The sequence below is a fragment of the Flavobacterium sp. N502540 genome (genome assembly GCF_025947365.1).
In the GTDB taxonomy this organism is placed as follows: Bacteria; Bacteroidota; Bacteroidia; order Flavobacteriales; family Flavobacteriaceae; genus Flavobacterium.
The window spans coordinates 2,364,361-2,390,399 of sequence record NZ_CP110012.1 but is presented as its reverse complement, the minus strand read 5'-3'; the positions used below and the strand labels follow the sequence as shown (position 1 = coordinate 2,390,399).

General features: G+C 36.0%; 22 protein-coding genes and 2 tRNA genes. 4 read left to right on the top strand and 20 right to left on the bottom strand.

Annotation, left to right across the window (positions count from 1 at the left end; translation table 11 throughout):
* Positions 1 to 7: 7 nt before the first annotated feature.
* The 6 genes from OLM58_RS10435 to OLM58_RS10410 are packed head-to-tail and all read right to left on the bottom strand — an operon-like array spanning position 8 to position 8,490.
* On the bottom strand, positions 8 to 1,528 hold the full coding sequence (locus OLM58_RS10435; protein WP_264532228.1) for a quinol:cytochrome C oxidoreductase: 1,521 nt from the start codon (positions 1,526 to 1,528) through the stop codon (positions 8 to 10).
* 27 nt (positions 1,529 to 1,555) lie between these two features.
* Positions 1,556 to 2,101, bottom strand: a complete 546-nt coding sequence (locus tag OLM58_RS10430; RefSeq protein ID WP_026110155.1) for a c-type cytochrome — start codon at positions 2,099 to 2,101, stop codon at positions 1,556 to 1,558.
* A gap of 8 nt (positions 2,102 to 2,109) precedes the next feature.
* Positions 2,110 to 2,634 carry a DUF3341 domain-containing protein gene (locus OLM58_RS10425; RefSeq protein WP_017498155.1) on the bottom strand — a complete coding sequence of 175 codons (525 nt, stop codon included), beginning with the start codon at positions 2,632 to 2,634 and terminating at the stop codon, positions 2,110 to 2,112.
* Positions 2,627 to 4,030: an NrfD/PsrC family molybdoenzyme membrane anchor subunit gene (nrfD, locus tag OLM58_RS10420; RefSeq protein ID WP_017498154.1), complete on the bottom strand. Its 1,404-nt coding sequence runs from the start codon at positions 4,028 to 4,030 to the stop codon at positions 2,627 to 2,629. Before nrfD ends, OLM58_RS10425 begins: the two co-directional genes overlap by 8 nt.
* A gap of 33 nt (positions 4,031 to 4,063) precedes the next feature.
* Positions 4,064 to 7,123, bottom strand: a complete 3,060-nt coding sequence (locus tag OLM58_RS10415) for a TAT-variant-translocated molybdopterin oxidoreductase (protein ID WP_264532227.1) — start codon at positions 7,121 to 7,123, stop codon at positions 4,064 to 4,066.
* 32 nt (positions 7,124 to 7,155) lie between these two features.
* The gene (locus OLM58_RS10410; protein ID WP_264532226.1) at positions 7,156 to 8,490 is read right to left on the bottom strand and encodes a c-type cytochrome; all 1,335 of its coding nucleotides are present in this window, start codon (positions 8,488 to 8,490) and stop codon (positions 7,156 to 7,158) included.
* Positions 8,491 to 8,709: 219 nt separating this feature from the next.
* Here OLM58_RS10410 and OLM58_RS10405 point away from each other — a divergent pair, with 219 nt between their 5' ends.
* A complete protein-coding gene (locus OLM58_RS10405; RefSeq protein WP_264532225.1) occupies positions 8,710 to 9,099 on the top strand; it encodes an SPOR domain-containing protein in 390 nt (129 codons plus the stop codon).
* Here the strand turns inward: OLM58_RS10405 and OLM58_RS22130 are convergent.
* The 6 genes from OLM58_RS22130 to rimP form a co-directional block, all read right to left on the bottom strand.
* Positions 8,991 to 9,479, bottom strand: a complete 489-nt coding sequence (locus OLM58_RS22130) for a phosphatase PAP2 family protein (RefSeq protein ID WP_413614496.1) — start codon at positions 9,477 to 9,479, stop codon at positions 8,991 to 8,993. The two genes, OLM58_RS10405 and OLM58_RS22130, sit on opposite strands and share 109 nt — an antisense overlap.
* Before the next feature lie 9 nt (positions 9,480 to 9,488).
* Positions 9,489 to 9,902 (bottom strand): hypothetical protein, encoded by a 414-nt coding sequence (locus OLM58_RS10400; protein WP_264532224.1) that lies wholly within the window; start codon positions 9,900 to 9,902, stop codon positions 9,489 to 9,491.
* A 342-nt stretch (positions 9,903 to 10,244) separates the two neighbouring features.
* Positions 10,245 to 10,754 (bottom strand): DUF4920 domain-containing protein, encoded by a 510-nt coding sequence (locus OLM58_RS10395; RefSeq protein WP_264532223.1) that lies wholly within the window; start codon positions 10,752 to 10,754, stop codon positions 10,245 to 10,247.
* Positions 10,755 to 10,908: 154 nt separating this feature from the next.
* Positions 10,909 to 13,788, bottom strand: a complete 2,880-nt coding sequence (infB, locus tag OLM58_RS10390) for a translation initiation factor IF-2 (RefSeq protein WP_264532222.1) — start codon at positions 13,786 to 13,788, stop codon at positions 10,909 to 10,911.
* A gap of 48 nt (positions 13,789 to 13,836) precedes the next feature.
* Positions 13,837 to 15,090, bottom strand: coding sequence for a transcription termination factor NusA (gene nusA, locus OLM58_RS10385; protein ID WP_017498147.1), 1,254 nt, complete (start codon positions 15,088 to 15,090; stop codon positions 13,837 to 13,839).
* Positions 15,091 to 15,103: 13 nt separating this feature from the next.
* A complete protein-coding gene (gene rimP / locus OLM58_RS10380; RefSeq protein WP_017498146.1) occupies positions 15,104 to 15,568 on the bottom strand; it encodes a ribosome assembly cofactor RimP in 465 nt (154 codons plus the stop codon).
* Positions 15,569 to 15,745: 177 nt separating this feature from the next.
* Between rimP and OLM58_RS10375 the strand changes: the two genes are divergently transcribed.
* Positions 15,746 to 16,570 carry a universal stress protein gene (locus OLM58_RS10375; protein WP_264532221.1) on the top strand — a complete coding sequence of 275 codons (825 nt, stop codon included), beginning with the start codon at positions 15,746 to 15,748 and terminating at the stop codon, positions 16,568 to 16,570.
* A 48-nt stretch (positions 16,571 to 16,618) separates the two neighbouring features.
* Here the strand turns inward: OLM58_RS10375 and OLM58_RS10370 are convergent.
* The 3 genes from OLM58_RS10370 to OLM58_RS10360 all read right to left on the bottom strand — a co-directional run bounded on the left by OLM58_RS10370 (position 16,619) and on the right by OLM58_RS10360 (position 17,570).
* Positions 16,619 to 16,689 (bottom strand) — tRNA-Gln (locus OLM58_RS10370).
* Positions 16,690 to 17,083: 394 nt separating this feature from the next.
* Complete coding sequence (locus tag OLM58_RS10365; protein WP_017498143.1) at positions 17,084 to 17,260, bottom strand: hypothetical protein; 177 nt, start codon at positions 17,258 to 17,260, stop codon at positions 17,084 to 17,086.
* Positions 17,261 to 17,499: 239 nt separating this feature from the next.
* Positions 17,500 to 17,570, bottom strand: a tRNA-Gln gene (locus tag OLM58_RS10360).
* Positions 17,571 to 17,815: 245 nt separating this feature from the next.
* Between OLM58_RS10360 and OLM58_RS10355 the strand changes: the two genes are divergently transcribed.
* Both OLM58_RS10355 and OLM58_RS10350 read left to right on the top strand, forming a co-directional pair.
* Entirely contained in the window at positions 17,816 to 21,094 is a 3,279-nt protein-coding gene (locus OLM58_RS10355; protein ID WP_264532220.1) for a DUF2723 domain-containing protein, read from the top strand.
* Between the two features lie 95 nt (positions 21,095 to 21,189).
* Entirely contained in the window at positions 21,190 to 21,825 is a 636-nt protein-coding gene (locus tag OLM58_RS10350; RefSeq protein WP_017498140.1) for a polysaccharide deacetylase family protein, read from the top strand.
* Between the two features lie 24 nt (positions 21,826 to 21,849).
* On the opposite strand, the gene OLM58_RS10345 is transcribed toward OLM58_RS10350, so the two are convergent.
* The 5 genes from OLM58_RS10345 to OLM58_RS10325 form a co-directional block, all read right to left on the bottom strand.
* Complete coding sequence (locus tag OLM58_RS10345) at positions 21,850 to 22,152, bottom strand: thioredoxin family protein (protein ID WP_068844990.1); 303 nt, start codon at positions 22,150 to 22,152, stop codon at positions 21,850 to 21,852.
* Positions 22,153 to 22,226: 74 nt separating this feature from the next.
* Positions 22,227 to 23,462 (bottom strand): metallophosphoesterase, encoded by a 1,236-nt coding sequence (locus OLM58_RS10340; RefSeq protein ID WP_264532219.1) that lies wholly within the window; start codon positions 23,460 to 23,462, stop codon positions 22,227 to 22,229.
* A gap of 178 nt (positions 23,463 to 23,640) precedes the next feature.
* Positions 23,641 to 23,826, bottom strand: a complete 186-nt coding sequence (locus OLM58_RS10335; protein ID WP_264532218.1) for a hypothetical protein — start codon at positions 23,824 to 23,826, stop codon at positions 23,641 to 23,643.
* A gap of 106 nt (positions 23,827 to 23,932) precedes the next feature.
* A complete protein-coding gene (locus tag OLM58_RS10330) occupies positions 23,933 to 25,270 on the bottom strand; it encodes a sensor histidine kinase (RefSeq protein WP_264532217.1) in 1,338 nt (445 codons plus the stop codon).
* 12 nt (positions 25,271 to 25,282) lie between these two features.
* Positions 25,283 to 25,957 carry a response regulator transcription factor gene (locus OLM58_RS10325; RefSeq protein ID WP_264532216.1) on the bottom strand — a complete coding sequence of 225 codons (675 nt, stop codon included), beginning with the start codon at positions 25,955 to 25,957 and terminating at the stop codon, positions 25,283 to 25,285.
* Between the last annotated feature and the right edge of the window lie 82 nt (positions 25,958 to 26,039).

Genomic DNA, 26,039 nt, shown 5'->3' with positions numbered 1-26,039 from the left:
TTAAATATTAATAATGAAAATGTTTACTTTCTTCAATGAAAGGATTTCTTTTTGCTAACAAAGGAGCTTTAGTTAATGCAGTAAATACAACAAAAATAAATAAACCTAAGAAGAAAAGAATAGATGCAATTTCAGAAACTCCAATAAACCATTTATCTCCAACTGTAGCAGGCATAATCATATTAAAGAAATCAACATAGTGTCCTAACAAGATCACTACACCAGCCATTACAATAACCCAGTTAAGACGTTTGAAGTCTGTATTGATCAATATTAATAATGGGAACAAAAAGTTCATAACTACAGCTCCAAAAAATGGCAAGTTGTATAATTGAATTCTAGTTACAAAATAAGTAACCTCTTCCGGAATGTTTGCGTACCAGATCAACATGAATTGTGAGAACCATAAGTATGTCCAGAATACACTGATACCAAACATAAATTTAGCTAAATCGTGAATGTGACTTGTATTTACATATTCTAAATATCCTTTAGATTTTAAGTAAATAGTAACCAATGCTATTGTAGTAATACCGCTTACAAAGAAAGAAGCAAAAACATACCATGCAAATAAAGTACTGAACCAGTGTGGGTCAAATGACATAATCCAATCCCACGCCATGATAGACTCAGAAACAATAAAGAATACTAAGAATCCCGCAGAGATTTTGAAGTTCTTTTTGTAGTAAAGATCATCATTAGCTTCGTCCTGAGCTAAACAGTTCTTTCTGGAATAGTGACGGTAAATGTTCCATCCTAATAAAAAGATTGCTGCTCTAACGATCCAGAAAGGAAAGTTTAAATAACCTGATTTTCCAGCAATGATTGCATCGTAGTTTGCATGTTTTGGATCTGTAACTCCTTCTCCTAACCATACAAATATGTGATTAAAATGCAATCCGCAAAGTACCAGAATAATAAAGAATATTACAGAACCAGCTGGTAAGTAAGCTGTGATTCCCTGCATTACTCTGAATAAAACCGGAGACCATCCTGCTTGAGCCACTTGTTGAATAGCATAAAAAGCTAATACTCCCATAGAAAGCAACAAGAAGAAAATAGAGGCAACATATAATGCTGACCAAGGCTTGTTTTGCAATTGGTGTAATACGTGTTCTAAATGTTTTTCATGTTCACCTGCGGCATCAACTTTCGCATGCTCACCACCTTCGTGTGAGTCATGTGAAACTTTTGCAGCTTCATGAGAAACTGCTGGAGTTTCTTCGTGCGCTGCACCTTTAAGTGAATCATGTGAAGCTTCTGCTTTTTCATGAGAAGCTGCCGGAGCTTCTGCATGTGCAGCACCTTCATGTGAAGCTTCAGTAGCTTCATGACCTGCAGTTTCATGAGAAGCTTCAGCAGCTTCACCATGTGCAGCTCCATGAGAACCATGAGCATCTGCAGCTAGTATTTTTTCAACTTCTTGAATATCTTTAGGTGCATTTAAAAAACCATACCCAATCCCTAATAGGCCAAGAACCATTAGGACGATAGAAAAAGTTTTTAATTTACTTGAAAATGTATACATATCTATTACGATCAGTTTGTTCAACAATTATAATTGGCTTTTTAGTTTTAGAACATAGTCAGCAACTAACCAACGTTCGTGGGCACTTAATTGATTTGCATGTGAACCCATTGCATTTAAACCATAAGTCTCAACGTGAAAGATACTTCCTTCAGTGATAACTCTGTCTTTATAGCTAGGTACTCCAAGAAATTTTTCTCTTTCAACCAATTTACCTTTACCGTTTCCAGTTGCACCATGGCAGCTGATACAGTAAATTTCGAAAAGTTCTTTTCCTTTTTCAGAACTTTTTTCAGCTTCAGTCAAAGGTGATTTTAAATTTGCTTTCGCTAATTCATAACCAGCCGTTGAATTCTCATACTCATAAGGTTCAAAACCTCTATTGATAGTTCCTTCTACAGGAAGCTGTCCTTCTTTTCCTCCTTTAAATATTTTTGCTTCTGTATATGGCTCGTAAGCAACAGATTCATACATATTTGGGAAATACTGATAGTTTGGTGCCGAATTATTGTGGCAAGATGAAACTAAAATAGTTATACCAACTAAAAGTGTTATTTTATATATCCTTTTCATAGCTACAATTAATTCTTTTCAATTACTTTAACTTCAACAGCTCCTGTTCCTTCGAAAAAAGAAACCAATTCTGCTTCGTTATCATTTACAGCAACTTCCATTAAGAAATGGTCGTCTGTTGTTCTTACATCAGGATTTTCAGCTTGTTTGAATGGCCACAATCTACTTCTCATGTAAAAAGTGATCACCATTAAGTGGGCAGCAAAAAATACAGTCATCTCAAACATAATTGGCACAAAAGAAGGCATATTCTGAATGAAACTAAAACTTGGTTTTCCACCAATATCCTGAGGCCAGTCATGAATCATGATATAACTCATCATGAATGTTGCAACAGAAATACCAACACATCCGTATAAAAATGCACAAATTGCTAATCTTGTTGGTGCTAAGCCCATAGCTTTATCCAATCCGTGAACTGGGAATGGAGTAAAAACCTCTTCAATATGATGATGAGCAGCTCTGGTTTTCTTTACTGCATCCATCAAAATATCATCGTCATTATAAATGGCGTATATTACTTTATTACTCATGGTGTGAATCTTTATTTGCTGCTCTTTCTCTAATATAATTATCTCCTGTTCCTTTCAAAATTGTTTTCACCTCCGCCTGAGCAATTACAGGGAATGTTCTGGAGTATAATAAAAACAATACGAAGAAGAAACCAATTGTTCCGATGAAAATTCCAATATCAACGAATGTTGGTGAGAACATTGTCCAAGAAGATGGAAGGTAATCTCTATGTAAAGAAGTAACAATAATTACGAATCTTTCAAACCACATTCCGATGTTTACTACAATCGAAATAATGAATGAGAACATGATACTTGTTCTTAGTTTTTTGAACCACATGAACTGTGGAGAGAAAACGTTACAAGTCATCATCGACCAATATGCCCACCAGTAAGGTCCGGTAGCTCTGTTTAAGAATGCATATTGCTCATACTCTACACCTGAATACCAAGCTACGAATAACTCAGTGATGTAAGCAACACCTACGATAGAACCAGTGATCATGATAATAATGTTCATCAATTCGATATGTTGTAGTGTAATGTAAGCTTCAAGGTTAGAAACTTTTCTCATAACGATCAACAAGGTATTTACCATTGCAAATCCTGAGAATACCGCTCCTGCAACGAAGTAAGGAGGGAAAATCGTGGTATGCCATCCTGGGATTACAGAAGTAGCAAAGTCCATCGATACAATCGTGTGTACAGAAAGTACAAGTGGAGTAGCTAAACCTGCAAGTACTAAAGATACTTCTTCAAAACGCTGCCAGTCTTTTGCTCTACCGCTCCATCCAAAACTTAGGATAGAATATACTCTTTTATTGAAAGGTGTTATTGCTCTATCACGTAGCATCGCAAAGTCAGGCAATAAACCAGTCCACCAGAAAACTAATGATACCGAAAGATACGTTGAAATTGCAAATACGTCCCAAAGTAATGGCGAGTTAAAGTTTACCCATAAAGATCCAAATTGATTTGGAATAGGTAAAACCCAGTAAGCCAACCATGGACGACCCATGTGAATAATTGGAAATAAACCTGCCTGAACTACTGAGAAGATAGTCATCGCTTCAGCAGAACGGTTAATAGCCATTCTCCAACGCTGACGGAAAAGTAATAATACCGCAGAAATTAATGTTCCGGCGTGACCAATACCAACCCACCAAACGAAGTTCGTGATATCCCAAGCCCAACCAACTGTTTTATTTAATCCCCATGTTCCGATACCTGTAGATACAGTGTAAATTATACAACCTAATCCCCAAAGGAAGGCTATTAATGCGATTGAAAATACAATCCACCATTGTTTGTTTGCAGGCCCCTCAACAGGTGCAGCTACATCTACTGTTACATCGTGATAAGATTTATCACCTATAACTAAAGGTTTTCTAATGGGTGCTTCGTAGTGAGACGACATAATCCTTTATATTGTTTCTAATTAATAATTTTACTAAGTATTTCTAACTTTTACATGATAGAAAACGTTCGGTTTTGTACCAACATGCTCTAATAAATGATACATTCTTTCGCTTTCTGCTAACTTAGCAACTTCGCTTTCTTTATCATTTACATCTCCAAACACCATAGCTCCAGAAGAACAAGCTGCAGAACACGCGCAAGCATTGTTGAATTCATCTTTCGCCACAACTCTTCCTTCACGTTTTGCCTGAAGAATAACAGCTTGTGTACTTTGAATACAGAATGAACATTTTTCCATAACTCCACGAGAACGAACGTTTACGTCTGGGTTTAATACCATACGACCTAAATCATCATTCATGTGATAATCGAATTCACTGTTTTTGTTGTACAAGAACCAGTTGAAACGACGTACTTTGTATGGACAGTTGTTTGCACAGTAACGAGTACCAACACATCTGTTGTATGCCATGTGGTTTTGACCTTGACGACCGTGAGATGTTGCTGCAACCGGACAAACTGTTTCACAAGGAGCGTGGTTACAGTGCTGACACATTACTGGTTGGAACGCAACCTGCGGATTGTCTCCTGGTTTTTCCATTTCATTAAATGTAGATAATGAACTTGATAAACCTGCAATTCCCTCTTTTCTTTCGTTATCACCTTCAAAAGTGCTTTCAGAAGAATAGTATCTGTCGATACGTAACCAGTGCATATCACGGCTTCTTCTTACCTCTGCTTTACCAACAACAGGAACGTTGTTTTCAGCGTGACAAGCAATAACACAAGCTCCACATCCTGTACAAGCATTTAAGTCGATAGAAAGGTTAAAGTGATGTCCTGTAGAACGATCAAATGATTCCCATAAATCTACTGTTGTAGCTTTAACCTCTTGGTGATCTAAAGATACCATTGGCTGTGGATTCCAATGTTCAGCATTTTCTTTGTTAAATACATCAAGGGTAGTTTCTTTAATGATATCTCCTCTACCCATTAATGTTTTTTGTCCCTGAACACAAGCAAACTCATGCTCTCCATTTGCTTTCGCAATAGAAACAGACTGAACACTATTGAAATTTTTATATAAAGCGTAAGCATTTAAACCTACCTGCATTTCTTCTTTTAACGCTGCCTTACGACCGTAACCAACTGCTAAACCAACTGTACCAACAGCTTGTCCTGGCTGAACAATTACCGGTACATTTTCTAATTTAGCACCGTCAGCAGTAGTAATAGTAGCATAACTTCCGTTCAAACCACCGTTAGCAACGATTTCATTTGATAATCCTAATTTTTTAGCATCAGCATTTGAAACGGTAACGTAATTATCCCATGAAACTCTTGTAATTGGATCCGGGAACTCTTGTAACCAAGGGTTATTAGCATGTTGTCCATCTCCTAAACCGGTTTTAGTATATAATACCAATTCGAAATCACCGGCAGCTTTAGATTTTGCAAGTGCATTTGCAGCGGTAGCAGCATCAACAGCACCTCCAGACAATGCAGAAGATCCAACTACTGCAACACCATCATGTAATACCTTGTTCCAAGAAGATCCTGCAGTAAATGCTGAAGAATTAACTTTTAAATAATCATAAAAAGCACCACCGGCACCATTTAATGACAATAAAACATCCTGAAATTGTTTGGTATTAAAAATAGGGCGAATCGTTGGTTGCGTTAAGCTATAAGTTCCGCTTGTTATTTCTAAATCTCCCCAAGACTCTAAATAATGAGGAGCCGGAGCAGCAACAGTAACAATTGAAGCAGTTTCATCTTCTTTTAATGAAAAAGCAACAGATGTTTTAACTTTTTTCAATCCTGAAACAAAAGCAGCTGAATCAGCTAAAGTGTAAACAGGATTAACTCCACTCATAATTAAAGTATGAACACTTCCAGCATTCAGATCTTTAATTAATTGAGAAACAACAGCATTCGATCCTTTTCTAATTTGTCTTGCTCCTGCGGTAGTATAAGCTTCACTCGCCAATATTTGATTGATAGCCAAAACTAATAACTGAGCATTTTTATCTTCAATTCCGGATACCAGAACCCCTTTAGATCCGGCAGCTTTTAATTGCTGAGCAGCTTTCACTACTTCAGCTTTATAAGCAGCATCTAAAGTAACAGGAACAGAAGCACCTGCAATAATGTTATATATTTGAACTAAAGCCTGTTTTTGAACAGCAGTAGTCATTGGAACACGCTTATCAGCAGCGGCTCCGGATAATGTCATATTTGATTCGAATTGGAAATGACGAGACATTGTTCCGTTTTGAGGAATACGTCCTTTTGCATATCCACTATCGTACCCACCACCTTGCCAGTCTCCTAAGAAATCAGCACCAACAGATACAATTAAATTAGATTTTGAAAAATCATAATCAACTAAAGCTCTTTGACCGTAAACAGCCTGGAAAGCATCTAAAGCCTCAGATGAAGAAACTGCATCATAAACAACATGCTTAGCATTTGGATTTTTAGCAATAAATTCAGCGATTAATTTTTCAGTAGATGGACTTGCAAGTGTATTTGTTAATAATACAACCTGTTGGTTTTTAGCTTTTGCTTCAGCTAAACTTGATTTAATTTTTAAATCAACAGCTGACCAAGTAGTTTGTTTACCATCTACTTTTGGCTCTTTTAAACGAGCGCTATCATACAATCCTAAGATAGATGCGTGAATTCTTGCATTGGCTGCAAATTTAGCACCAGCGATTGCATTGTTTTCAATTTTAATTGGACGACCCTCACGAGTTTTTACCAAAAGATTAGCAAAATCAAAACCATCAAATACAGTAGTTGCATAATAATCTGCAACACCAGGAATGATTTGCTCTGGTTGTAAAACATAAGGGATAGACTTGTGCACAGGACCTTCACATGCAGCAAGTGTAACTGCCGCAGTACTAAATCCTACGTACTTTAAAAAGTCACGACGTGAAGTTCCAGATGAAGCTAAAGCATCTGCATTCCCTAAGAATTCATCTGTAGGAATCTCTTCAACAAACTCGTTATTTCTAAGCGCCTCAACAATAGAACTATTTTCTAGTTCTTCAACACTTTTCCAGTATTTTTTGTTTGATGACATTGTATATAAATATTAAAATCTTAATAATTCGATTAATAGTGGCATTTACCGCATTCTAAACCTCCCATTTGCGCTGCAGTTAATTTCTCTACACCGTATTTTTTAGAAAGTTCAGCATGAATTTTATCATAGTATGCATTTCCTTCCATCTTAACATCAGTTTTTCTATGGCAATCAACACACCATCCCATTGTTAATTTTGAGTATTGCTTCATGATTTCAAATTCTTCCACAGGACCGTGACAAGTTTGACATTCGATACCTCCAACAGTAACGTGTTGAGAGTGGTTGAAGTAAACAAAATCAGGTAAGTTGTGAATACGAACCCATTTTACAGGCTGCGTTTTTCCGGTATAAGCTTGTTTTGCCTTATCCCAACCAACTGCATCATATAATTTTTGGATCTGAGCGTCGTAAAATGCTTTGCTGTACTCAGGAGTAGCAGTAGTTTCAGCAACTTCAGAGATGTTTTTATGACAGTTCATACAAACATTTAAAGATGGAATACCAGCAGTCTTACTTACACGAGCAGCAGAGTGACAATATTTACAATTGATTTCGTTATCACCAGCGTGAATTTTATGAGAATAGTGAATTGGCTGAATTGGCTCATAATTCTGATCCACACCAACTTGCATTAAGTATCCGTATACAAAATATCCACTTGCCAATAGCAAGAATATTGCAGTAACTAATACCAAGAACTGGTTTCTGGCGAATGCTTTCCAGATAGGAGTCGTAGCTTCTTTAGGAGCAACTACAATTCCGTTATTACTAGCTACTTTAGTCAATACTTTGTTCACCATGAACAACATCACAACCAGGATAGCCATTACAAGTGCAAGTGCACCTAAAATAATATTGTTTGAAATTCCACCACCGTCAACATTAGTTCCGGGAGGAGTTGCAGCCCCACCAGCAGCAACAGCCGGCTCAGCTTTTACTTCAGAAGTATACGCGATAATATTATCAATATCTCCTGTCGATAATTGAGGAAAAGAAGTCATTACTGACTTGTTGTTTTCTTCAAAAAGTTTTACTGCTACAGGATCACCTGACTTAATCATGTCAGAACTGTTGTGAACCCATTTGTAGATCCAAGCAATATCATGCTTTCCAGCAACTCCTCTTAAAGCAGGACCTGTTGATTTGGCATCTAATTTGTGACATGCAGCGCAATTTGCATTAAAAAGTTCTTTCCCTTTTACCGGATCGCCACCAGCAGTTGCAGCCGGAGCAGCAGCAGCTTCAGGCGCTGCAGGAGCAGCTGGATCTTGAGCAAATGAAGTTAGGGAGAAAATCAGCGTTAGCGATAAGCTAAGCAGCAATTTTCTTGAGATCGAATTATGGTTACCCACCTTTTTCATATAGTATAATAATTATCTACTAATTTTTGGTATGATTTTTTCTGTAGTAAATCAACAAAAAACTAATACCTTCTTTTAAAACTTGCACAAAAATACGACTTATGTGTTATTCTCAAAACCTTAAAATAGTCTTAAATATCAATTTATATCAATTCTAAATAATATCAAATTTTCGCATACAAATTTTAAATAGTATTTTTGCTCAAAAACCACCACATTATGAGAATTTTAACCCCTTCTAAACGAGTTTTCTTCACGCTAACAATGATTACTTTAGCTTATAACATTCAGGCTCAGGATCAAAATTTAACACTAAATCAAGATCCAAAATTTGAGCAATTATTGAATGACAAACGCAAAATTAACACATCAATAAGTACAAACGATACCTATAAAATTCAAATCTTCAGTGGTAAAAGCGAAGAGGCAAAGAAAACGTTATCGGATTTCAAAAGAGAATACAGCAACATCGATGGAACTATAATCTTCAATACCCCAAACTACAAAGTGATTGTGGGAAATTTTAAGACCAGAATAGAAGCCGAGAGAAATCTGGCAGAGATTAAAAAGAGACATAAAAGCGTATTTCTATTAAAACCCGGGAAGTAATCCCTAAAACAACACAAAAAAAAGGCAACTTCACAATCGAAGTTGCCTTTTTTTTGATCGTCCCGTCCTAAAACAAGTCGACTCAAGCTCTTTTTACTAATTGATTTCAAGAGCAAAAATACCTCCTCCTTAGCCTGCATTAAACTGGCATTGGAAGCAAAATTGACGCGAAGACAACTCACAACAGTACCCCCCCCCATTTCCCTGCCCTTCACGACATCACTATACCAGCGCGCATTGCAAATCACCCGGCTTTTACCAAAATCATGTACTCTCTTAAAAATCACTTCTTCTCTATCCGGCAAGATTTCACTAAACACCAAAGCCCATGCCCAACCTACAGCAGCATGTCCAGACGGAAAAGAGCCAACTTTACGCAGTACTTCCTCCTACTCGGGAGCACAGTTTTTTTTCTTATTAAACACAAATGGTCGTTCATGATTGTAAAAATTCTTCGCCGTATACACTGACAATCCTGCACCTGTCATCACCCGACGCATAAGCGTATACAACTTAAGCGTAAATGCCTCATTGATCTCAATTTCCAAAGTAGTCTCAAACGATCGAACCGCATGCAGAAAAGACAAACTAGCATCACTAACTGCCTGTAAAAAACGAACCTGATCTTTAGATTCCGACACTCTTCTAGCATACTCCAAATCAAACATAAAAATATCAGAAGCCGGTTCGCGAGGTGGAATCAACAGCAGTAAACCATTTAGTAATTCTTCATCAGAAAGACAACCGTACAGCAAATCCGGCATTACCATTCTCATCCCTTCCACATTTGTAAACTTGTGCATAACCCTCCCAGACTTGAATCTTTTACCCAAAAAACCAGTCATCATATGAAATAGTTTCGGTCCCACACAAAATATACAATCAATACAGCTATATTCAACATCACTAAAACAAAAAATAATCCTACAAAGAAATCAATTCCACCAAACAGAACCCTCCTAAATATTCCAGCATACTACTTCATTTTATCAATAAAAACAAAATAACACCTAATCTCTAAAATTTCCTGCCGAACCACTTCATCCTGATCTGTAATTTCCGTTTGAGAATTACTCCAATAAAAAAGTCCCAACTTTAGCTGAGACTTTAAATTTTAAATACGAATTGTAAATCGAAAAGACTTTTTAATTGACCACTTTAATTCCATCCGCCATAAACCGTATTTCTTCTTTCGGCTTGGTGATTGCATCAATTTCAGCTCTTGATTTTTTAGCATCTTTAGCATAATGCTTCAACTCTTCTACAGACGTTATTTTTTTCTCAGCAGTACCTTCCAGCACCACACTTTTACCTTTTAATGCTGTTGGCACAAAAAAAGCATAATCTTTCATTTTTACAAAAAAAGGAGAACCGTCTTCTGTTTTAACAGTAACCCAGCATCCCTTTTTTGGACATACATCCGTCACTACTCCTTTTACCGAAATATTTTCAGCTTTACTAGTCTTTTCTAATTCACTTTTTAACTTCTCAACCGTGATCGCTTTGCTTTCTGAAATTTTCGAAACATCGGCACCGTAATGATCTCCCACTACAGCATTTCCTGCCGGAGGAGCACTCTTTTCAACTGCTTCCTGCGAAAAAGACACTGAAGAAAAACTCACAGAAAGAACGATTGCATATATAAATTTTCTCATAATTAAATATTTTTTAATCAAAAATAGCATTAAAATTGAAATAAACGAAAATATTAATCTTACCTCATTTTTTTAAACACCACAATCTTCGTTTAAATATTCCCACAAAAAAAGTCCCAACTCTCGTTGGGACTTTTGATATAAATATTGACTATTATTTCAATTTCTTTTTGATTGCCACTTCATGGTAAGCCTCAATAACATCTCTTTCTTCGATATCATTGTAACCTTTGATCTGAATACCACAATCGTATCCTTTAGAAACTTCTTTAACATCGTCTTTGAAACGTTTCAATGCCACAAGCTCTCCCGTATGCACCACTACTCCATCTCTGATTACTCTAATTTTAGAAGACCTCATAATCTTACCGTCCATCACCATACAACCAGCGATTGAACCCACTTTAGAAATTTTGAAAATCTCACGAATTTCAGCAGTTCCTAAAATTTCTTCTTTCATCTCAGGAGCTAACATTCCTTCCATTGCATCTTTCAAGTCATCGATTGCAGCGTAGATAATAGAATAGTAACGGATATCAATTTCTTCTTTATCAGCAAGCTGTCTTGCATTTCCAGCAGGACGAACGTTAAATCCGATAATAATCGCATCAGATGCAGAAGCCAACATAACGTCAGTTTCAGTAATTGCTCCAACACCTTTATGAATGATATTAATTTGAATTTCTTCTGTAGACAATTTAGAGAACGAATCTGATAACGCTTCAACAGATCCATCCACGTCTCCTTTAAGGATTACGTTCAATTCTTTAAACTGACCAAGAGCAATACGACGTCCAATCTCATCAAGTGTAATATGACGTTGTGTACGTACAGACTGTTCACGCATTAATTGAGAACGTTTAGAGGCAATTTGTTTCGCTTCTTTTTCGTCTTCAAAAACATTAAACTTATCACCTGCAGTTGCAGCTCCGTCAAGACCTAAAACAGATACCGGAGTCGAAGGTCCAGCTTCTTTAACAATATGTCCGCGTTCATCATGCATAGCTTTAATTTTACCATGATGTTTACCAGCCAACATATAATCTCCAACTTTTAAAGTTCCGTGTTGAACTAAGATTGTAGAAACATATCCTTTTCCTTTATCTAAGAACGCCTCAACAACAGTTCCCTGCGCTGCTTTATTAGGGTTTGATTTTAAATCCAAAATCTCAGCCTCTAATAATACTTTTTCCAATAACTCTTTTACCCCTGTTCCTACTTTTGCAGAAATATCATGAGATTGAATTTTTCCACCCCAGTCTTCAACAAGTAAATTCATGCTAGCCAAACGCTCTTTGATTTTCTCAACATTCGCATTTGGTTTATCAATTTTATTGATTGCAAATATAATTGGCACTCCCGCAGCTTGTGCGTGAGAAATCGCTTCTTTGGTTTGTGGCATGATATCATCATCCGCCGCAACTACAATAATAGCAATATCGGTAACTTGAGCTCCACGTGCACGCATCGCGGTAAACGCCTCGTGACCCGGAGTATCTAAGAATGCTATTTTCTGACCATTATCTAAAGTCACACCATAGGCTCCAATGTGCTGTGTAATACCTCCAGACTCTCCGGCAATAACATTTTCCTTACGGATATAATCCAATAAAGAGGTTTTACCGTGATCCACGTGACCCATTACCGTAACAATCGGTGCTCTAACCACTAAGTCTTCTTCTTTATCTTCCACTACCTCGATAGCTTCTTCGATATCAACTGTGATAAACTCTACTTCGTAACCAAACTCATCCGCTACAATTGTTAAAGTTTCAGCATCTAAACGCTGGTTCATGGTAACCATGATACCAAGCGACATACACGTTCCAATTACTTTTGTAATTGGCACATCCATCATGATTGCAATTTCACCTACTGTAACAAACTCCGTAACTTTAATTGTTTTACTTCCTTCGTCAAGCGCTCTTTGCTCGTCATCTGATTTCTGACGGTGTGTTTCTCTTTTATCTCTTCTGTATTTAGCAGCTTTAGATTTCCCACCTTTACCCTGAAGTTTTTCAAGAGTCTCTCTAATTTGGTTTTTTACTTCCTCTTCAGTAGGCTCTACTTTTGCAACAATTGCAGGACGGTTTCCTTTTACAAAACCAGGTCTTGCACTTCTGTTCGCATTAAAACCTCCACCACCAGTATTTGGTGTAATTTTATTAGGATTTGGAGTTCCCGGCGCATTACCTGTTGCAGGTTTTGGCGCACCCGGAGTTCCCGGTTTAGGAGCGATTCTTTTACGCTTGTTTTTATTAGCGTTATTTCCGGCTCCCGGAGCTCCCGGTTTATTAGGAGTTATCTTTGGATCTTCTTTCTTTTTCTTAGGCTTATTAAACTGAGATAAGTCAATTGTCTGCCCGGTAAGAGTAGTTCCTGATAATTTTTGATATTGCGTCGTAATTATCTCTTCAGCAGTTGTAGGATCAGTCGAAACAATCGGTTCCTGCGCTACTTTTGGAGACTCCACTTTTACTTCTTTCTTCTCTGTAATAATAGGTTTTTCTACCTTTTTCTCTTCAGAAACTACAGGAGCAACTACCGGCTCTGGCTGTACAATTTCTTTCTGAACAGGTTTTTCTGGCTGAGTTGGAGTAACAACTACTTTTGGTTCTTCAGCTTTCACTGGTTCCTCAACAGGAGTAGAAACAATTGCAGGCTTCTTCGGGTTTAAATCAATTTTACCTACTTGAACAGGTCCTGTTACAACAGCTCTCGCTTTTATAACTTCTTGTTGTTTTTGGCGCTCTTCGTCTTGTCTGCGTTTGTCTTCAATTTCTTTCTCACGTTCAACACGTAATGCTTCTTTCTCTTTTCTTTTCTCTTCTCCTACCTCTTTAGAAGCTTCCTTATTCCCCTTATCGCCCGCAAATTGGCTTTGTAGGATATTAAATTCGCTATCAGAAATTTTCGCATTTGGATTTGCATCAATAGCAATACCCTTATCTTTTAGATAATCAACAGCTCTTTCTAACGAAATATTTAATTCCCTTAAAACCTTGTTTATTCTTATTACTCTCTCTTCAGACATATAACCTTTTTATTATTACCTTTTTCGTTGTGTTGTTAGAGCCGACAACTAACTGTCAAACTCTTCTTTTAGTATTTTCATAACATCAAGAATAGTTTCCTCTTCTAAATCTGTTCTTCTTACTAAATCTTCTACTTCTTGCTTCAGAATACTTTTTGCTGTATCCAAACCAATTTTAGCAAATTCTTCAATTACCCAGCCTTCGATTTCATCTGAGAATTCTGTTAATTCAACATCATCCTCATCCGCCGTTGCTCCAGCAACATCTCCTTCACGAATAACATCTAACTCGTAACCTGTTAACTGACCTGCTAATTTAATATTGTGACCCCCTCTACCAATTGCTTTAGAAACTTCTTCTAATTTCAAGAAAACTTCAGCTCTTTTGTTTTCTTCGTCGATTTTAATAGACGAAACTTTTGCGGGGCTTAAAGCTCTTGTAATAAACAATTGAATATTGTTTGTATAATTAATTACATCGATATTCTCGTTTCCTAACTCACGAACGATTCCGTGAATACGAGATCCTTTCATCCCTACACAAGCTCCAACAGGATCAATTCTGTCATCATAAGAATCTACCGCTACTTTTGCTTTTTCTCCAGGAATACGCACTACATTTTTAACAGTAATCAAACCGTCGAACACCTCAGGAATTTCCTGTTCAAACAATTTCTCCAAAAACTTCTCAGAAGTTCTGGACATAATGATCTGAGGTTTGTTTCCTTTTAATTCAACGCTTTCAATAATTCCGCGTACATTATCTCCTTTACGGAAAAAGTCAGACGGAATTTGTTTTTCTTTTGGAAGTACAATTTCATTTCCTTCATCATCGACCAAAATTACAACTCTTGGACGTACATGGTGCACTTCGGCAGTATAAATATCACCGATAATATCTTTAAATTGTTTGTAAAGATTTGTATTATCGTGTTCGTGAATTTTAGATATTAAGTTTTGACGCAAAGCCAAAATAGCTCTTCTTCCTAAATCAATCAATTTTACCTCTTCAGAAACCTCTTCACCGATTTCAAAATCAGCTTCAATCATTCTTGCTTCCGTCAAAGTAATCTCTTCGTTTTCAAAATCCAGATCTTCATCAGCAACAATTACTCTTCTTCTCCAGATCTCCATATCTCCTTTATCAGGATTTATAATGATGTCAAAGTTATCATCAGAACCGTATTTTTTCTTTAATGCATTTCTAAACACGTCCTCTAAAATTGCCATAAGCGTTACACGATCAATAAGTTTATTATCTTTAAACTCTGAGAATGAATCGATTAATGCTAAATTTTCCATGCGAATTCTTTAATTAAAATGTTACTGTAACAATTGCCTCTTTAATTTCTGTATAAGGTATTTGTTGCTCTTTTTGAACTGTTTCTTTTCCTTTTCCTACTTTTTTCGGTTCTCTTGCTTTCCAAGACAAAATTATAAAAACATCGTTAGCTTCCACCAATTCTGCCTCAATTTTTTCAGTATTTGTAGTAACAATCAACGTTCTACCAATATTTTTAATGTATTGTCTTGTCATTTTCAAAGGTGACCCTACTCCAACAGATGCTACTTCAAGCGAAAAATCCTGCTCTTCACGATCCAGATTATTCTCGATTGCACGACTTATGTCAATACAATCCTGCAGCGCCACTCCATTATCACCATCTAAACCAACACTAATCTTAAAAGAGTCTGACACAGCCAGATCAATCAAAAAGATCGATGGCTTCTCCAGAAGAGCTTCTGTAATTAATCCGTTTACTTTTTCTTTAAATGTCATAATTTTATAAAAAGAGGGGACACTTAGTCCCCTCATTATTTAGATTTTAATAAATAACGGTGCAAATATAGTGTTTTTTTTATAAATCAAAATAAATAGATTAACCTAAAAATATTTCTTATCTTTATAATAGCATCAAAACGATCGATTTTTTAACTATTCAAGCCCCAAAACACCATGAAAAGAATCCTAGTACCTACTGATTTCTCCGAACACGCAGAGAACGCTTTAAAAGTCGCCTCTCAAATTGCAAAGAAAAACAATTCTGAGATAATCATTTTACACATGCTCGAATTACCCAGCCAAATGAACGATGCTGTTTTAGGAGGCGCAAGCATCCCCGAAACAATGCTTTTCATGAAAAAAGCCAACGAAATGCTGGATCAGGTTTCATCAAGACCTTATCTGGACGGAATTTCAATTACGGAAATTGTAAAAATAGACAAACCCATACACGGCATCACTCAGGTAAGCAAAGAATATGAAATTGATTTAATCGTAATGGGATCACACGGATCATCCGGCGTAGAAGAACTATTAATAGGATCCAATACCGAAAAAGTAGTTCGAAATTCAGAAATCCCGGTTTTAGTGATCAAAAAAGACACTGTAAATTTCAATGCTTCCACTATTGTTTTCGCCTCAGACTTCTCGGAAGAAGCCAAAAAACCTTTCAAAAAATTCCTAAAATTAACCCCGGTTTTTGACTCAAAAATACACCTGGTCACCATCTGCACCCCCAACAGCTTTAAACCAACTCACGAATTACAGAAAACAATAGACTCTTTTGTAACCGAATTTAACCTGACCCATTACTCTACCCACATCTACAACGACACCAATATCGAAAAAGGAATCCTCAACTTCTCCAACAGCATCAATGCCGACATTATAGGAATGTGCACACACGGAAGAACTGGCTTTGCTCATTTTTTCAACGGCAGTATCAGCGAAGGACTTGTAAATCATGCCATCAGACCGGTACTTACTTTTAAAATTTAAAAAAAATAAACGCATAAAAAAAGCCTCTCGATTGAGAGGCTTTTTACGTTGGTCTACTAGGACTCGAACCTAGAAAGACTGCACCAAAAACAGTTGTGTTACCATTACACCATAGACCAGCAGTGCTGTTAAGCGAGTGCAAATTTAAAACTTTTTTTAGTTTACACAAACTTTTTCTCAACAAAAATATCAATATTTCAGAATTAATAAATCGTAACCCCCCAGCCTCCCTACCCTCAAACCGTTTTCCCAACCCTAAAACACCACACAAACCTCACAAAACCAGTTATTAACTCCAAAAAAAACGAAGCACAAATTTTTTGATTTTTTTTCACACACCCCAGTATTTTTTTTTCTCAGCAGATACCCCATTTGAACAACACCCATTCATAAAGACCAAAAATCAAAAAAAATCAAAAAAAAGAGAAAGTTTCACAACGCAAAACTTTCTCTTTTTATTTTCAAACATTTTTGAACTTAAAAATTCAACAACGTTTCTTTTTTTTCACAAAACTAGACAAGTACAGCAAGTAATTGCTGAACAGTTACACCTAGAATTCGTGCTACCTCCCATATTGTCTTACCCTCATTCAGCAAGGCTAAAGCATCACTCAAAAGGCCTCCGCCTTTTACCTGTTTCATTTGAGTAGAATCTAACTCTGTAAAATTCATTTCTTTAATAGTTTTCATAATTTTAATTTTTTAGAATTATTAATTAGCTATAACAAAAAACTTATTCTACCATCAAATATACACAAAAACCTACAAATAACACTCAGTAAGTACTATATTTTTTACCTTAAAGCCTAAATACACTTAACCACCCCCTACCCGGTCAATCCAACAAAATCTTAAAACCCCAACAAAATCTTATGCTAACCGAAACATCAGCGCATAAAAAAAGCCTCTCGATTGAGAGGCTTCTTATGTTGGTCTACTAGGACTCGAACCTAGAAAGACTGCACCAAAAACAGTTGTGTTACCATTACACCATAGACCAGCAGTGCTGTTAAGCGAGTGCAAATTTAGAGCTTTATTTAGTTTGTGCAAACTTTTTGAGCAAAAAAAATCATTTTTTACTGTTTTTTTCTCTTCAAAATCACTAGTAAATCCACAAGTATTTCACAGACAACACCTTAATACAACCAAATACTTTTACAGATTTTTTTGTTAATGCTCGTTTCTTTCCGCAAAAAAACATTTTCTTTGTAGGATATAAAAAATACGAAATTTTAACACCTAAATATGGCACAATTCAATTTCAATAAATGGAATACTATTATTGGTTGGTTTGCATTTGCAATCGCTTTAATTACTTATACCTTAACTGTTGAACCTACAATGAGTTTTTGGGACTGTGGAGAATATATAGCTACAGCCGCTAAACTGGAAGTAGGACACCCTCCCGGAGCTCCTTTATTTCAAATGATGGGGGCTTTTTTCGCGATGTTTGCGACAGATGCACAACATGTAGCGGTAATGGTTAATATGATGTCGGTTTTTTCAAGTGCCTTTACTATTCTATTTATGTTTTGGTCTTCTTCTATGATTTTGAAAAAAATTGTAGCACGTTTTGCCGAAATCGACCAAAACAATTCAATTGTTATTTTAGGAAGTTCTTTTGTTGGAGCCCTTGCCTATACTTTCTCAGACAGTTTTTGGTTTAATGCCGTTGAAGCGGAAGTTTACGCCATGGCCTCTCTTTTAATCGCCTTGCTTTTCTGGCTTGGTTTACGCTGGGAACAGGACATGGACAAACCAAAAGGAAACAAATGGTTATTGATCATTTCTCTTGTTATCGGACTATCGTTTGGAGTTCACTTTATGGCTTTGTTAACCATTCCTTCTATTGGTTTTCTGTACTACTTTAAACATTACGAAAAAGTTACCATCAAAAATTTTCTTATTGCCAATGTTGTTGTAATTGGTGTTCTTCTCTTCATCTTCAAATTGCTTTTACCTTTAACAATGGAAGCCTTCGCTGATACTGAAGTTTTTATGGTAAATAGTTTTGGATTACCATTTAACTCGGGAACGATTTTCGTAACGCTGCTTCTAATTGCCTTCTTCTATTTTGGATTAAAATATACCAAACAAAAAGGATTGATTTTTTACAACACTATTATTCTTTGTGTTCTTTTTATATTTATTGGATTCTCTACCTGGATCATGCTGCCTGTACGTGCCAATGCCAACACCGTAATCAACGAAAACAAACCTTCGGATGCCGCGGAAGTACTGGCGTACTACAATCGTGAACAATATGGAGTAAATCCTCTTTTTTATGGACCTCAGTACACGGAGTATTTCGCAGGTCTTGATGCAAAAAATCCTTATTCAGACAAAGCTCCTAACTACGAAAGAGATTACAAAACAGGTAAATACATCATTACCAATAATTTCAAAAACGCTCAGCAAAACTCTGACGATAACCAAAAAACGATTCTTCCAAGAATGTGGAGTACCGAAATGGGGCACATTCAGAACTATATCAACTTTACAACTCCGCCTAACTTCAGAATAAACCCTAATTATGACTACGAGCAGGATTTAGGAAAATACGGAATTGACGCCAGTCAGTTAACTGAAGAAGAATACAACAAAGCTACAGCTCAATTGCGAAATGAAGTTGAAAAAACAATTTCAGAATTCAGAAAAGCTTATGCTCAAAAACAAATTGATAACGAAGGTTATGTGAAATTCCTAAAAAGCTATGGCGATTACCTGATTATCGAAAAACCATCTGCTGTAGACAATTTCAGTTTCATGTTTGAATACCAATTCGGATATATGTACTGGAGATATTTGATGTGGAACTTCGTTGGACGCCAGAGTGATGTTCAGGGAAAATACGATAATATTGACGGAAACTGGATTAGCGGAATCAAAGCACTTGATTCCTTACACCTTGGTTCACAAGATAATTTACCTTCTGATGTTATCAATAATAAAGGAAGAAATGTTTATTATTTCCTGCCATTTATTCTTGGCCTTATCGGTTTAATGTATCATGCTAATAAGGACTTAAAAAGCTTTTATGTACTATTGGCCTTATTCTTATTTACCGGAATTGCTTTAAAAATATACTTAAACGAAAGACCTTTTGAGCCTCGCGAAAGAGATTATGCCCTGGTAGGATCATTTTATGTATTTGCCATCTGGATTGGTTTTGGTGTTTATTCACTTTACGAAAGCATTCAAAAATATATTGCCCCTAAAATTGCAGGTCCGGTTATTATTGCCGCAAGTTTATTGGCTGCACCGGTTTTAATGGCTTCTCAAAACTGGGACGATCATGACAGATCCGGAAGATATACTGCAGTGGCAATGGCAAAAGCATATCTAAATTCGTGCGATAAAGATGCTATTTTATTTACTATTGGAGACAATGACACCTTCCCGCTTTGGTATGCTCAGGAGATTGAAGGCATCAGAACCGATGTTAAAATCGTAAACACCAGCTTATTTATGACCGACTGGTACATTGATCAAATGAAAGCAAAAGCTTACGAATCTGATCCGTTACCAATATCCTTTACCCATGATGAATATGTGGGGGACAAACTGGATTATGTAGCTCACATCCCTAAAATTGAGACACGCTGGAACATTAAAGATTTTATTGATTTTATTAAAAATCCTAAATCAACTGTAGGCTTACAAAACGGACAAACGATCCATTTCTATCCTACGAACAAAATCAGAGTTCCTATTGACAAAAATGTGATTATCAAAAACAAAGTAGTTAATCCGAAATACAACGACTCTATTGTTCCTTATATGGATATCGACATCAAAGGAAGTGCTTTATACAAAAATCGCTTAATGATGCTGGACATTCTGGCCAACAATAACTGGAAAAGACCAATTTATTTTAGCGGAGGAGCTTTTGACGACGAAGATTACTTATGGCTGAAAAACTATCTGCAATTGGACGGAATGGTTTACAAATTAGTTCCTATTAAAAATGTACCTTCAAAAGACGGAGGACCTATGGATATGGGACAAATGGACGCTGACAAATCGTACGATATTGTAATGAAATGGGACTGGGGTAATAGCAATGGTAATATTTATCACGATCCTGAAACCAGAAGAAACAGCATTACCTACCGTACTAATTTATCCCGTTTAATGGATCAGTTAATTGCTGAAGGCAAAACAGATAAAGCTAAAAAAGTGATCGAACTGGCAATGACAAAAATGCCAGTAGATAAATTTGGCTACTACTCATTGGTAGAACCTTTTGCAGGAGGATACTACAAAGTTGGAGAAACTGCCAAAGCGCATAATTTACTAAACCAACTGGTTCAGAAATACAAAGAGGAACTAAACTATTATGCCACTCTGACTCCTGGTGATCAAACTGACTTAGCGATTGACATCATTACCGACATCGAACGCTACAGAAGCCTATTACAAGTGATGAAAGAAAATAACGATCTTACTTTTTACGAAAAACACAAAGTAACGTTTAATACTTATGTAAATGTTTTCGAACGTTTTGGAAGAGAAAAAGAATAATAAGATACGAAAAACATAGCAATTAAAAAAATGCAGCGCCGCTTGATTAGTAGCGCTGCATTTTTTAATTTTACATATCTGTAAACCAAAACAAAATGAGCTTTTATTGGGTAAAAACAAATTCATTCATCAAGAAGGTGTTTTCTAAATATTGTTGGGACATTCCAAACAACGAAAAGAAAATATACCTCACCTTTGATGATGGCCCAACTCCCGAGATTACAGACTGGGTCCTGTCTGAATTGAAAAAATTTGATGCAAAAGCCACTTTCTTCTGTATTGGAAAAAACATAAAAGCCAACCTTTCTTTGTTTGAAAAACTAATCAAAGAAGGACATTCTATTGGTAACCATACCATGAATCACGTTAATGGCTGGAAAAGCCACACTGATGATTATATTAAAAACGTACAAAATTGTGCCGCTGTTTTGGAAGAAGAGAAAACATGCAACCTTATCTTTCGTCCGCCTTATGGAAAAATCAAAAAGGCACAGTCTAAAATCCTTCGAAAATTAGGGTATAAAATTATCATGTGGGACGTTTTAAGCGCCGATTTTGACCAGAGTATCACTCCTGAGAAATGCCTTGAAAACGTAACTAAAAATGTAAAATCAGGAAGCGTAATTGTATTTCACGACAGCATAAAAGCCTCGCCAAATTTAAAATTTGCCTTGCCTAAAACCTTACACTTTTTAAAAGAAAATGGGTATACATTTGATATTATTCACTAAATAACATCCTTAAGAAGTAGTATTCTATAAATTAAATTGTTCCTGAACAATTCCTATAATTGTATTCGCATCCAGTTCGCCGGATTGTCTCCAAATCATCTGCCCTTCTTTATAAATCATTAAAGTAGGAAGTCCCTTAATACGTAGTGCTTCTGCTAATTCCTGATTTTTATCCACATCAATTTTGATCACCTTGGCTTTATCGCCAAGTGCAGCCGCAACATCCTTAATTACAGGATGCATTGATACAGATGATTCGTTCCAATCGGTGTAAAAATCAATCAACACTGGAACTTGTGCATTTATAAGTTCTCCAAATTTTGACATAAAACCAAAAATTTAATTCTTTTTTAATCTTTTAAAAAGAGGTAATTATATACAAATGTAGCATTTTTAACGAATTAAGCCACATTGTTCCCCTTTTTTAGTTCAATCACGGTTATTTCAGGCATAATCCCTACACGCCCCGGATATGCGTGGAAACCAAATCCACGATTTACATAAACGTAGCGACTTGCATTTTCATATAAGCCTGCCCATTGTTTATACATATATTGTGCCAGGCTCCATTTAAAATAACCCGGAATTTCTATTCCAAATTGCATGCCATGCGTATGACCTGACAAGGTTAAATGAAAATTTTTCGGATGATTTTTAATGACATATTCCCAATGCGTCGGATCATGGCTCATGACCACTTTAAAATCCTCCTGAGACACATTCTGAGAGGCTTTATCTACATCTCCGTACTTCGCAAAATCCTTTCCCCAGTTTTCTACACCAATCAGTGCAATTTTGTCATCTCCTTTTTGAATGTATCGGTGTTCGTTTAACAGAAGTTCGAATCCAATTTGCCCGTAAAGGCTTTTAATTTCTTCGAAATTTTCCTTTTTTTCTTTTTCAGAAGGCCAGGTTACATATTCGCCATAATCATGGTTGCCTAAAACAGAAAACTTTCCGTATTTGTAGTTTTTTATTCTCTTAAAAGTCTCCAGCCAGGGATGCATTTCTTTAGCATGTGTATTGACAATATCTCCTGTAAACAAAATCAAATCAGATTCCTGAGCATTAATCAAATCAATAGCATAATTTATTTTATCGGGATTGTCAAAGCTTCCGCTGTGAACATCAGATATCTGAGTAATTTTAAATCCATCAAAAGCATCCGGAAGATCCGGAAAAAAGACCGTTTGTTTGATTACCTTAAAATTGTATTTCCCTTCAAATATTCCATAAATCAAGGATAGAAAAGGAACTGCAGCCAATCCTAAAGCGATCTGACTTACAAATTTTCTTCTTTCGGGCATCATTTCCTTTTTCGGAACATTATACACAAAGTAATTGACGATACTTGCTCCTATTCTAAAAATATCCTCACTAAACATAAAAAGCGTAAGAACAATTTTTGGCACATAAACCAACAGCATTAATCCTGTTGCAGTCATAAATTGTTTGGTTTGCCCAACAGATCGTTCAATTTGCGAGAAAGAATAAATGATGAAAAACAGAATTAATAAACTTATGACCTGATAACTAATCAGAACCCATCTTAACTTGATCAAGGCTCGAAAGGCCTGGTAAGAATAGAACTCAATAAACAAAAGAAGAGCACAAACAATTACAAACTTAAGGATCATTATTTTTTAGTTTTTAAGCAAAGTAACAAAGAATGAAAATCTTATGGCTTTTTATTATCATAAATTTAACGCTGTTAATGACAAAAGCTGACAGATTACTCTATCAGCTTTTTTCTACCAAATTTTTAAAACCTTTTAAAATCCACAACATGTGTTTACCGAAGTAAACTATACCTTTTTATTTTTGTGTTTTTGCTGCTTCCGGTTTAGCGGCCGCTTCTTTTTTCGCTTTTTTATCCGCTTTTTTCTCTTTTTTAGGAGCTTTTGCTTCTTTTACAGGGGCTGATTGAGCTGGGGTTGTTTGAGCGTTTACCATAGCAACTGTTCCTAAAACAGCTACAGCTAACATTACTAATTTTCTCATGATTTTAGTTTTTATGATTATTATTATCTTCATTTATTATACCCCAAAGATATTCTCACAAAATGAAGATAAAATGAAGATTAGGCCTATCTGAAAAATTTAACTTTTAATTATGTTTTACGACCTCCGGAAACAATAATGTAAAGATGGTTCCTTTATCAGTCTCAGACGCGACCTTAATCTCGATATGATGAAAAGAAGCAATACTCTCCGCAATAGCAAGCCCTAACCCCTGCCCTTCCTGATCTGAACTAAGTCTGGCAAATCTGTTGAATATCTGTTCTATCTGAAAATCATTCATCCCAACTCCTGAATCGGCTATTGAAATAAAATACTTATGATCCTCAAAACCATCCGTAACAATTATACTGCCCTGAGGCTTATTGTATTTTATGGCATTGGTCACCAAATTATAAATTAGAATATGAATCAGCGTTTTGTTTCCCGTAAAAACATAATGATGCTGCATTTTATTCCAAAACTGAATTTCTCTGTCATCGATACGATCCTGTAAGTCTTCCTGCAAATCGGTAACCATTTCATGAAAATTTATATTCTCGTTGGCTTCATACTGGTTGTTTTCGATTCTGGAAATCAACAATAAATTATTGATGATTTTTTTGAGCATATCTAATGTTTTCAATGATCCTGCAATTTTATCAATGGCATTATCATCTAAAGATTCATTTTGCAATAAGTTCTCAAATTTACTTTTGAGCAATGCAATTGGCGTTAGCAGCTCGTGGGAAACATTTGAGATGAACTGTTTTTCCTTTTTAAAAAGCTCCGCAATACGATCCATCATTTGATTTAAAACAGAATCGAGTTCTCTAAAATCATGAGACCTGACTTTGATTGGAGTATGATCAAAAGCTTCAGGCTCATTGACCCGCCTTATCTTGGTATCAATAATTTTATAAAAAGGCTTTAACAAGTATTCGATATAAAAAGTATCTGCCAAAAAAGTAATCAATAATATCACCACAAAAACGATAATAATAAAAAACCGAATGATAAAAGTAAGGTCTTTTACTTCTCCCAAACTGCTTCCTATTTCGAGTTGATATCCCTGATTTCCGAAGGTAAAATGATACTGCAAGATTCTGTATTCGTTTTCTTCTCCTTCAATAATTCGGTAGTCATTACTAAAAACAGGTTTTTTCTGGTCGTGTTTTAGAGAAGATTTTGAGAGCACCAAAAACTCACTATGAAGGGTTGAAAACTGTGAATAGGTTTCGGTCGAATCACCTGAATTTTCAATAAAGTCATCAATTTCATTCTGATTCAGATGTTCAATAAACTTCTGTTTCTTTTCGAGCAGTCCGTTATTGATATGTCTGTACACCACATTTTCTACCAAAATAGGCAGCATCAGCCATAAAATAAAAATAACCAACAGTCTTGTCAGCGCATTAAAAATAGCCAATTGATGTTTTATCTTCACAGCCTGTATTATTTATTCGTTTATACGATATCCTACATTTCTAACGGTTTCAAACCAATCAATTTCTGTATGCTTGTCTAATTTTTTTCGAAGATTTCTAACATGGACGTCAATAAAATTAGAGTCGGAATTGACCTCGAGAATGTCTCCCCAAATATGTTCTGTCAATTGCAACCTTGTAATTACTCTGTTTTTATTAAGGACTAAATACTGAAAAATATCAAATTCCTTTTTGGTTAGATTAATGGGCGTTTCATTATAACTTACCTTATAATCCTGAAGTTGCAATAAAAAACCATGAATGCTTAAATTATTCAAAGTAAAACCATGCATCCTGCGAATAACCGCAAACAATCGCGCACTAAGTTCTGTGAGAGCAAACGGTTTGGTCAGATAATCATCGGCGCCCAGATGCAAACCGTTTATCCTGTCATCCAGTTCTCCACGGGCTGTAAGTACAATAACGGCCATTTTCGATTTCGTTTTGCGAACTGTTTTCAATACTTCAAATCCATCTCCGTCTGGCAGACCAAGATCCAGCAGCATAGCATCATAATCATTACTGTTTACCTCCTCCAAAGCATCACTGCAGTTGTGAACTATTTTACAGATGTAGCCTGCATTACACAGAAAATCATAAACTTCTGCTGCAAGTTCTTTTGTATCTTCAACAATCAAAATATTCATAGTATAGCTTTTAAGCGCAACTAAATTTAAGCAATTATAAAAAGTATTGCTGCGCATTATTAAAAAAATTAACGAATAAAAA

Excerpts from the sequence above, each read along its gene's own strand:
- OLM58_RS10435 (WP_264532228.1), bottom strand. The coding sequence starts at position 1,528 with ATGTATACATTTTCAAGTAAATTAAAAACTTTTTCTATCGTCCTAATG.
- OLM58_RS10430 (WP_026110155.1), bottom strand. The coding sequence starts at position 2,101 with ATGAAAAGGATATATAAAATAACACTTTTAGTTGGTATAACTATTTTA.
- OLM58_RS10425 (WP_017498155.1), bottom strand. The coding sequence starts at position 2,634 with ATGAGTAATAAAGTAATATACGCCATTTATAATGACGATGATATTTTG.
- nrfD (WP_017498154.1), bottom strand. The coding sequence starts at position 4,030 with ATGTCGTCTCACTACGAAGCACCCATTAGAAAACCTTTAGTTATAGGT.
- OLM58_RS10415 (WP_264532227.1), bottom strand. The coding sequence starts at position 7,123 with ATGTCATCAAACAAAAAATACTGGAAAAGTGTTGAAGAACTAGAAAAT.
- OLM58_RS10410 (WP_264532226.1), bottom strand. The coding sequence starts at position 8,490 with ATGAAAAAGGTGGGTAACCATAATTCGATCTCAAGAAAATTGCTGCTT.
- OLM58_RS10405 (WP_264532225.1), top strand. The coding sequence starts at position 8,710 with ATGAGAATTTTAACCCCTTCTAAACGAGTTTTCTTCACGCTAACAATG.
- OLM58_RS10400 (WP_264532224.1), bottom strand. The coding sequence starts at position 9,902 with ATGCACAAGTTTACAAATGTGGAAGGGATGAGAATGGTAATGCCGGAT.
- OLM58_RS10395 (WP_264532223.1), bottom strand. The coding sequence starts at position 10,754 with ATGAGAAAATTTATATATGCAATCGTTCTTTCTGTGAGTTTTTCTTCA.
- infB (WP_264532222.1), bottom strand. The coding sequence starts at position 13,788 with ATGTCTGAAGAGAGAGTAATAAGAATAAACAAGGTTTTAAGGGAATTA.
- nusA (WP_017498147.1), bottom strand. The coding sequence starts at position 15,090 with ATGGAAAATTTAGCATTAATCGATTCATTCTCAGAGTTTAAAGATAAT.
- rimP (WP_017498146.1), bottom strand. The coding sequence starts at position 15,568 with ATGACATTTAAAGAAAAAGTAAACGGATTAATTACAGAAGCTCTTCTG.
- OLM58_RS10375 (WP_264532221.1), top strand. The coding sequence starts at position 15,746 with ATGAAAAGAATCCTAGTACCTACTGATTTCTCCGAACACGCAGAGAAC.
- OLM58_RS10365 (WP_017498143.1), bottom strand. The coding sequence starts at position 17,260 with ATGAAAACTATTAAAGAAATGAATTTTACAGAGTTAGATTCTACTCAA.
- OLM58_RS10355 (WP_264532220.1), top strand. The coding sequence starts at position 17,816 with ATGGCACAATTCAATTTCAATAAATGGAATACTATTATTGGTTGGTTT.
- OLM58_RS10350 (WP_017498140.1), top strand. The coding sequence starts at position 21,190 with ATGAGCTTTTATTGGGTAAAAACAAATTCATTCATCAAGAAGGTGTTT.
- OLM58_RS10345 (WP_068844990.1), bottom strand. The coding sequence starts at position 22,152 with ATGTCAAAATTTGGAGAACTTATAAATGCACAAGTTCCAGTGTTGATT.
- OLM58_RS10340 (WP_264532219.1), bottom strand. The coding sequence starts at position 23,462 with ATGATCCTTAAGTTTGTAATTGTTTGTGCTCTTCTTTTGTTTATTGAG.
- OLM58_RS10335 (WP_264532218.1), bottom strand. The coding sequence starts at position 23,826 with ATGAGAAAATTAGTAATGTTAGCTGTAGCTGTTTTAGGAACAGTTGCT.
- OLM58_RS10325 (WP_264532216.1), bottom strand. The coding sequence starts at position 25,957 with ATGAATATTTTGATTGTTGAAGATACAAAAGAACTTGCAGCAGAAGTT.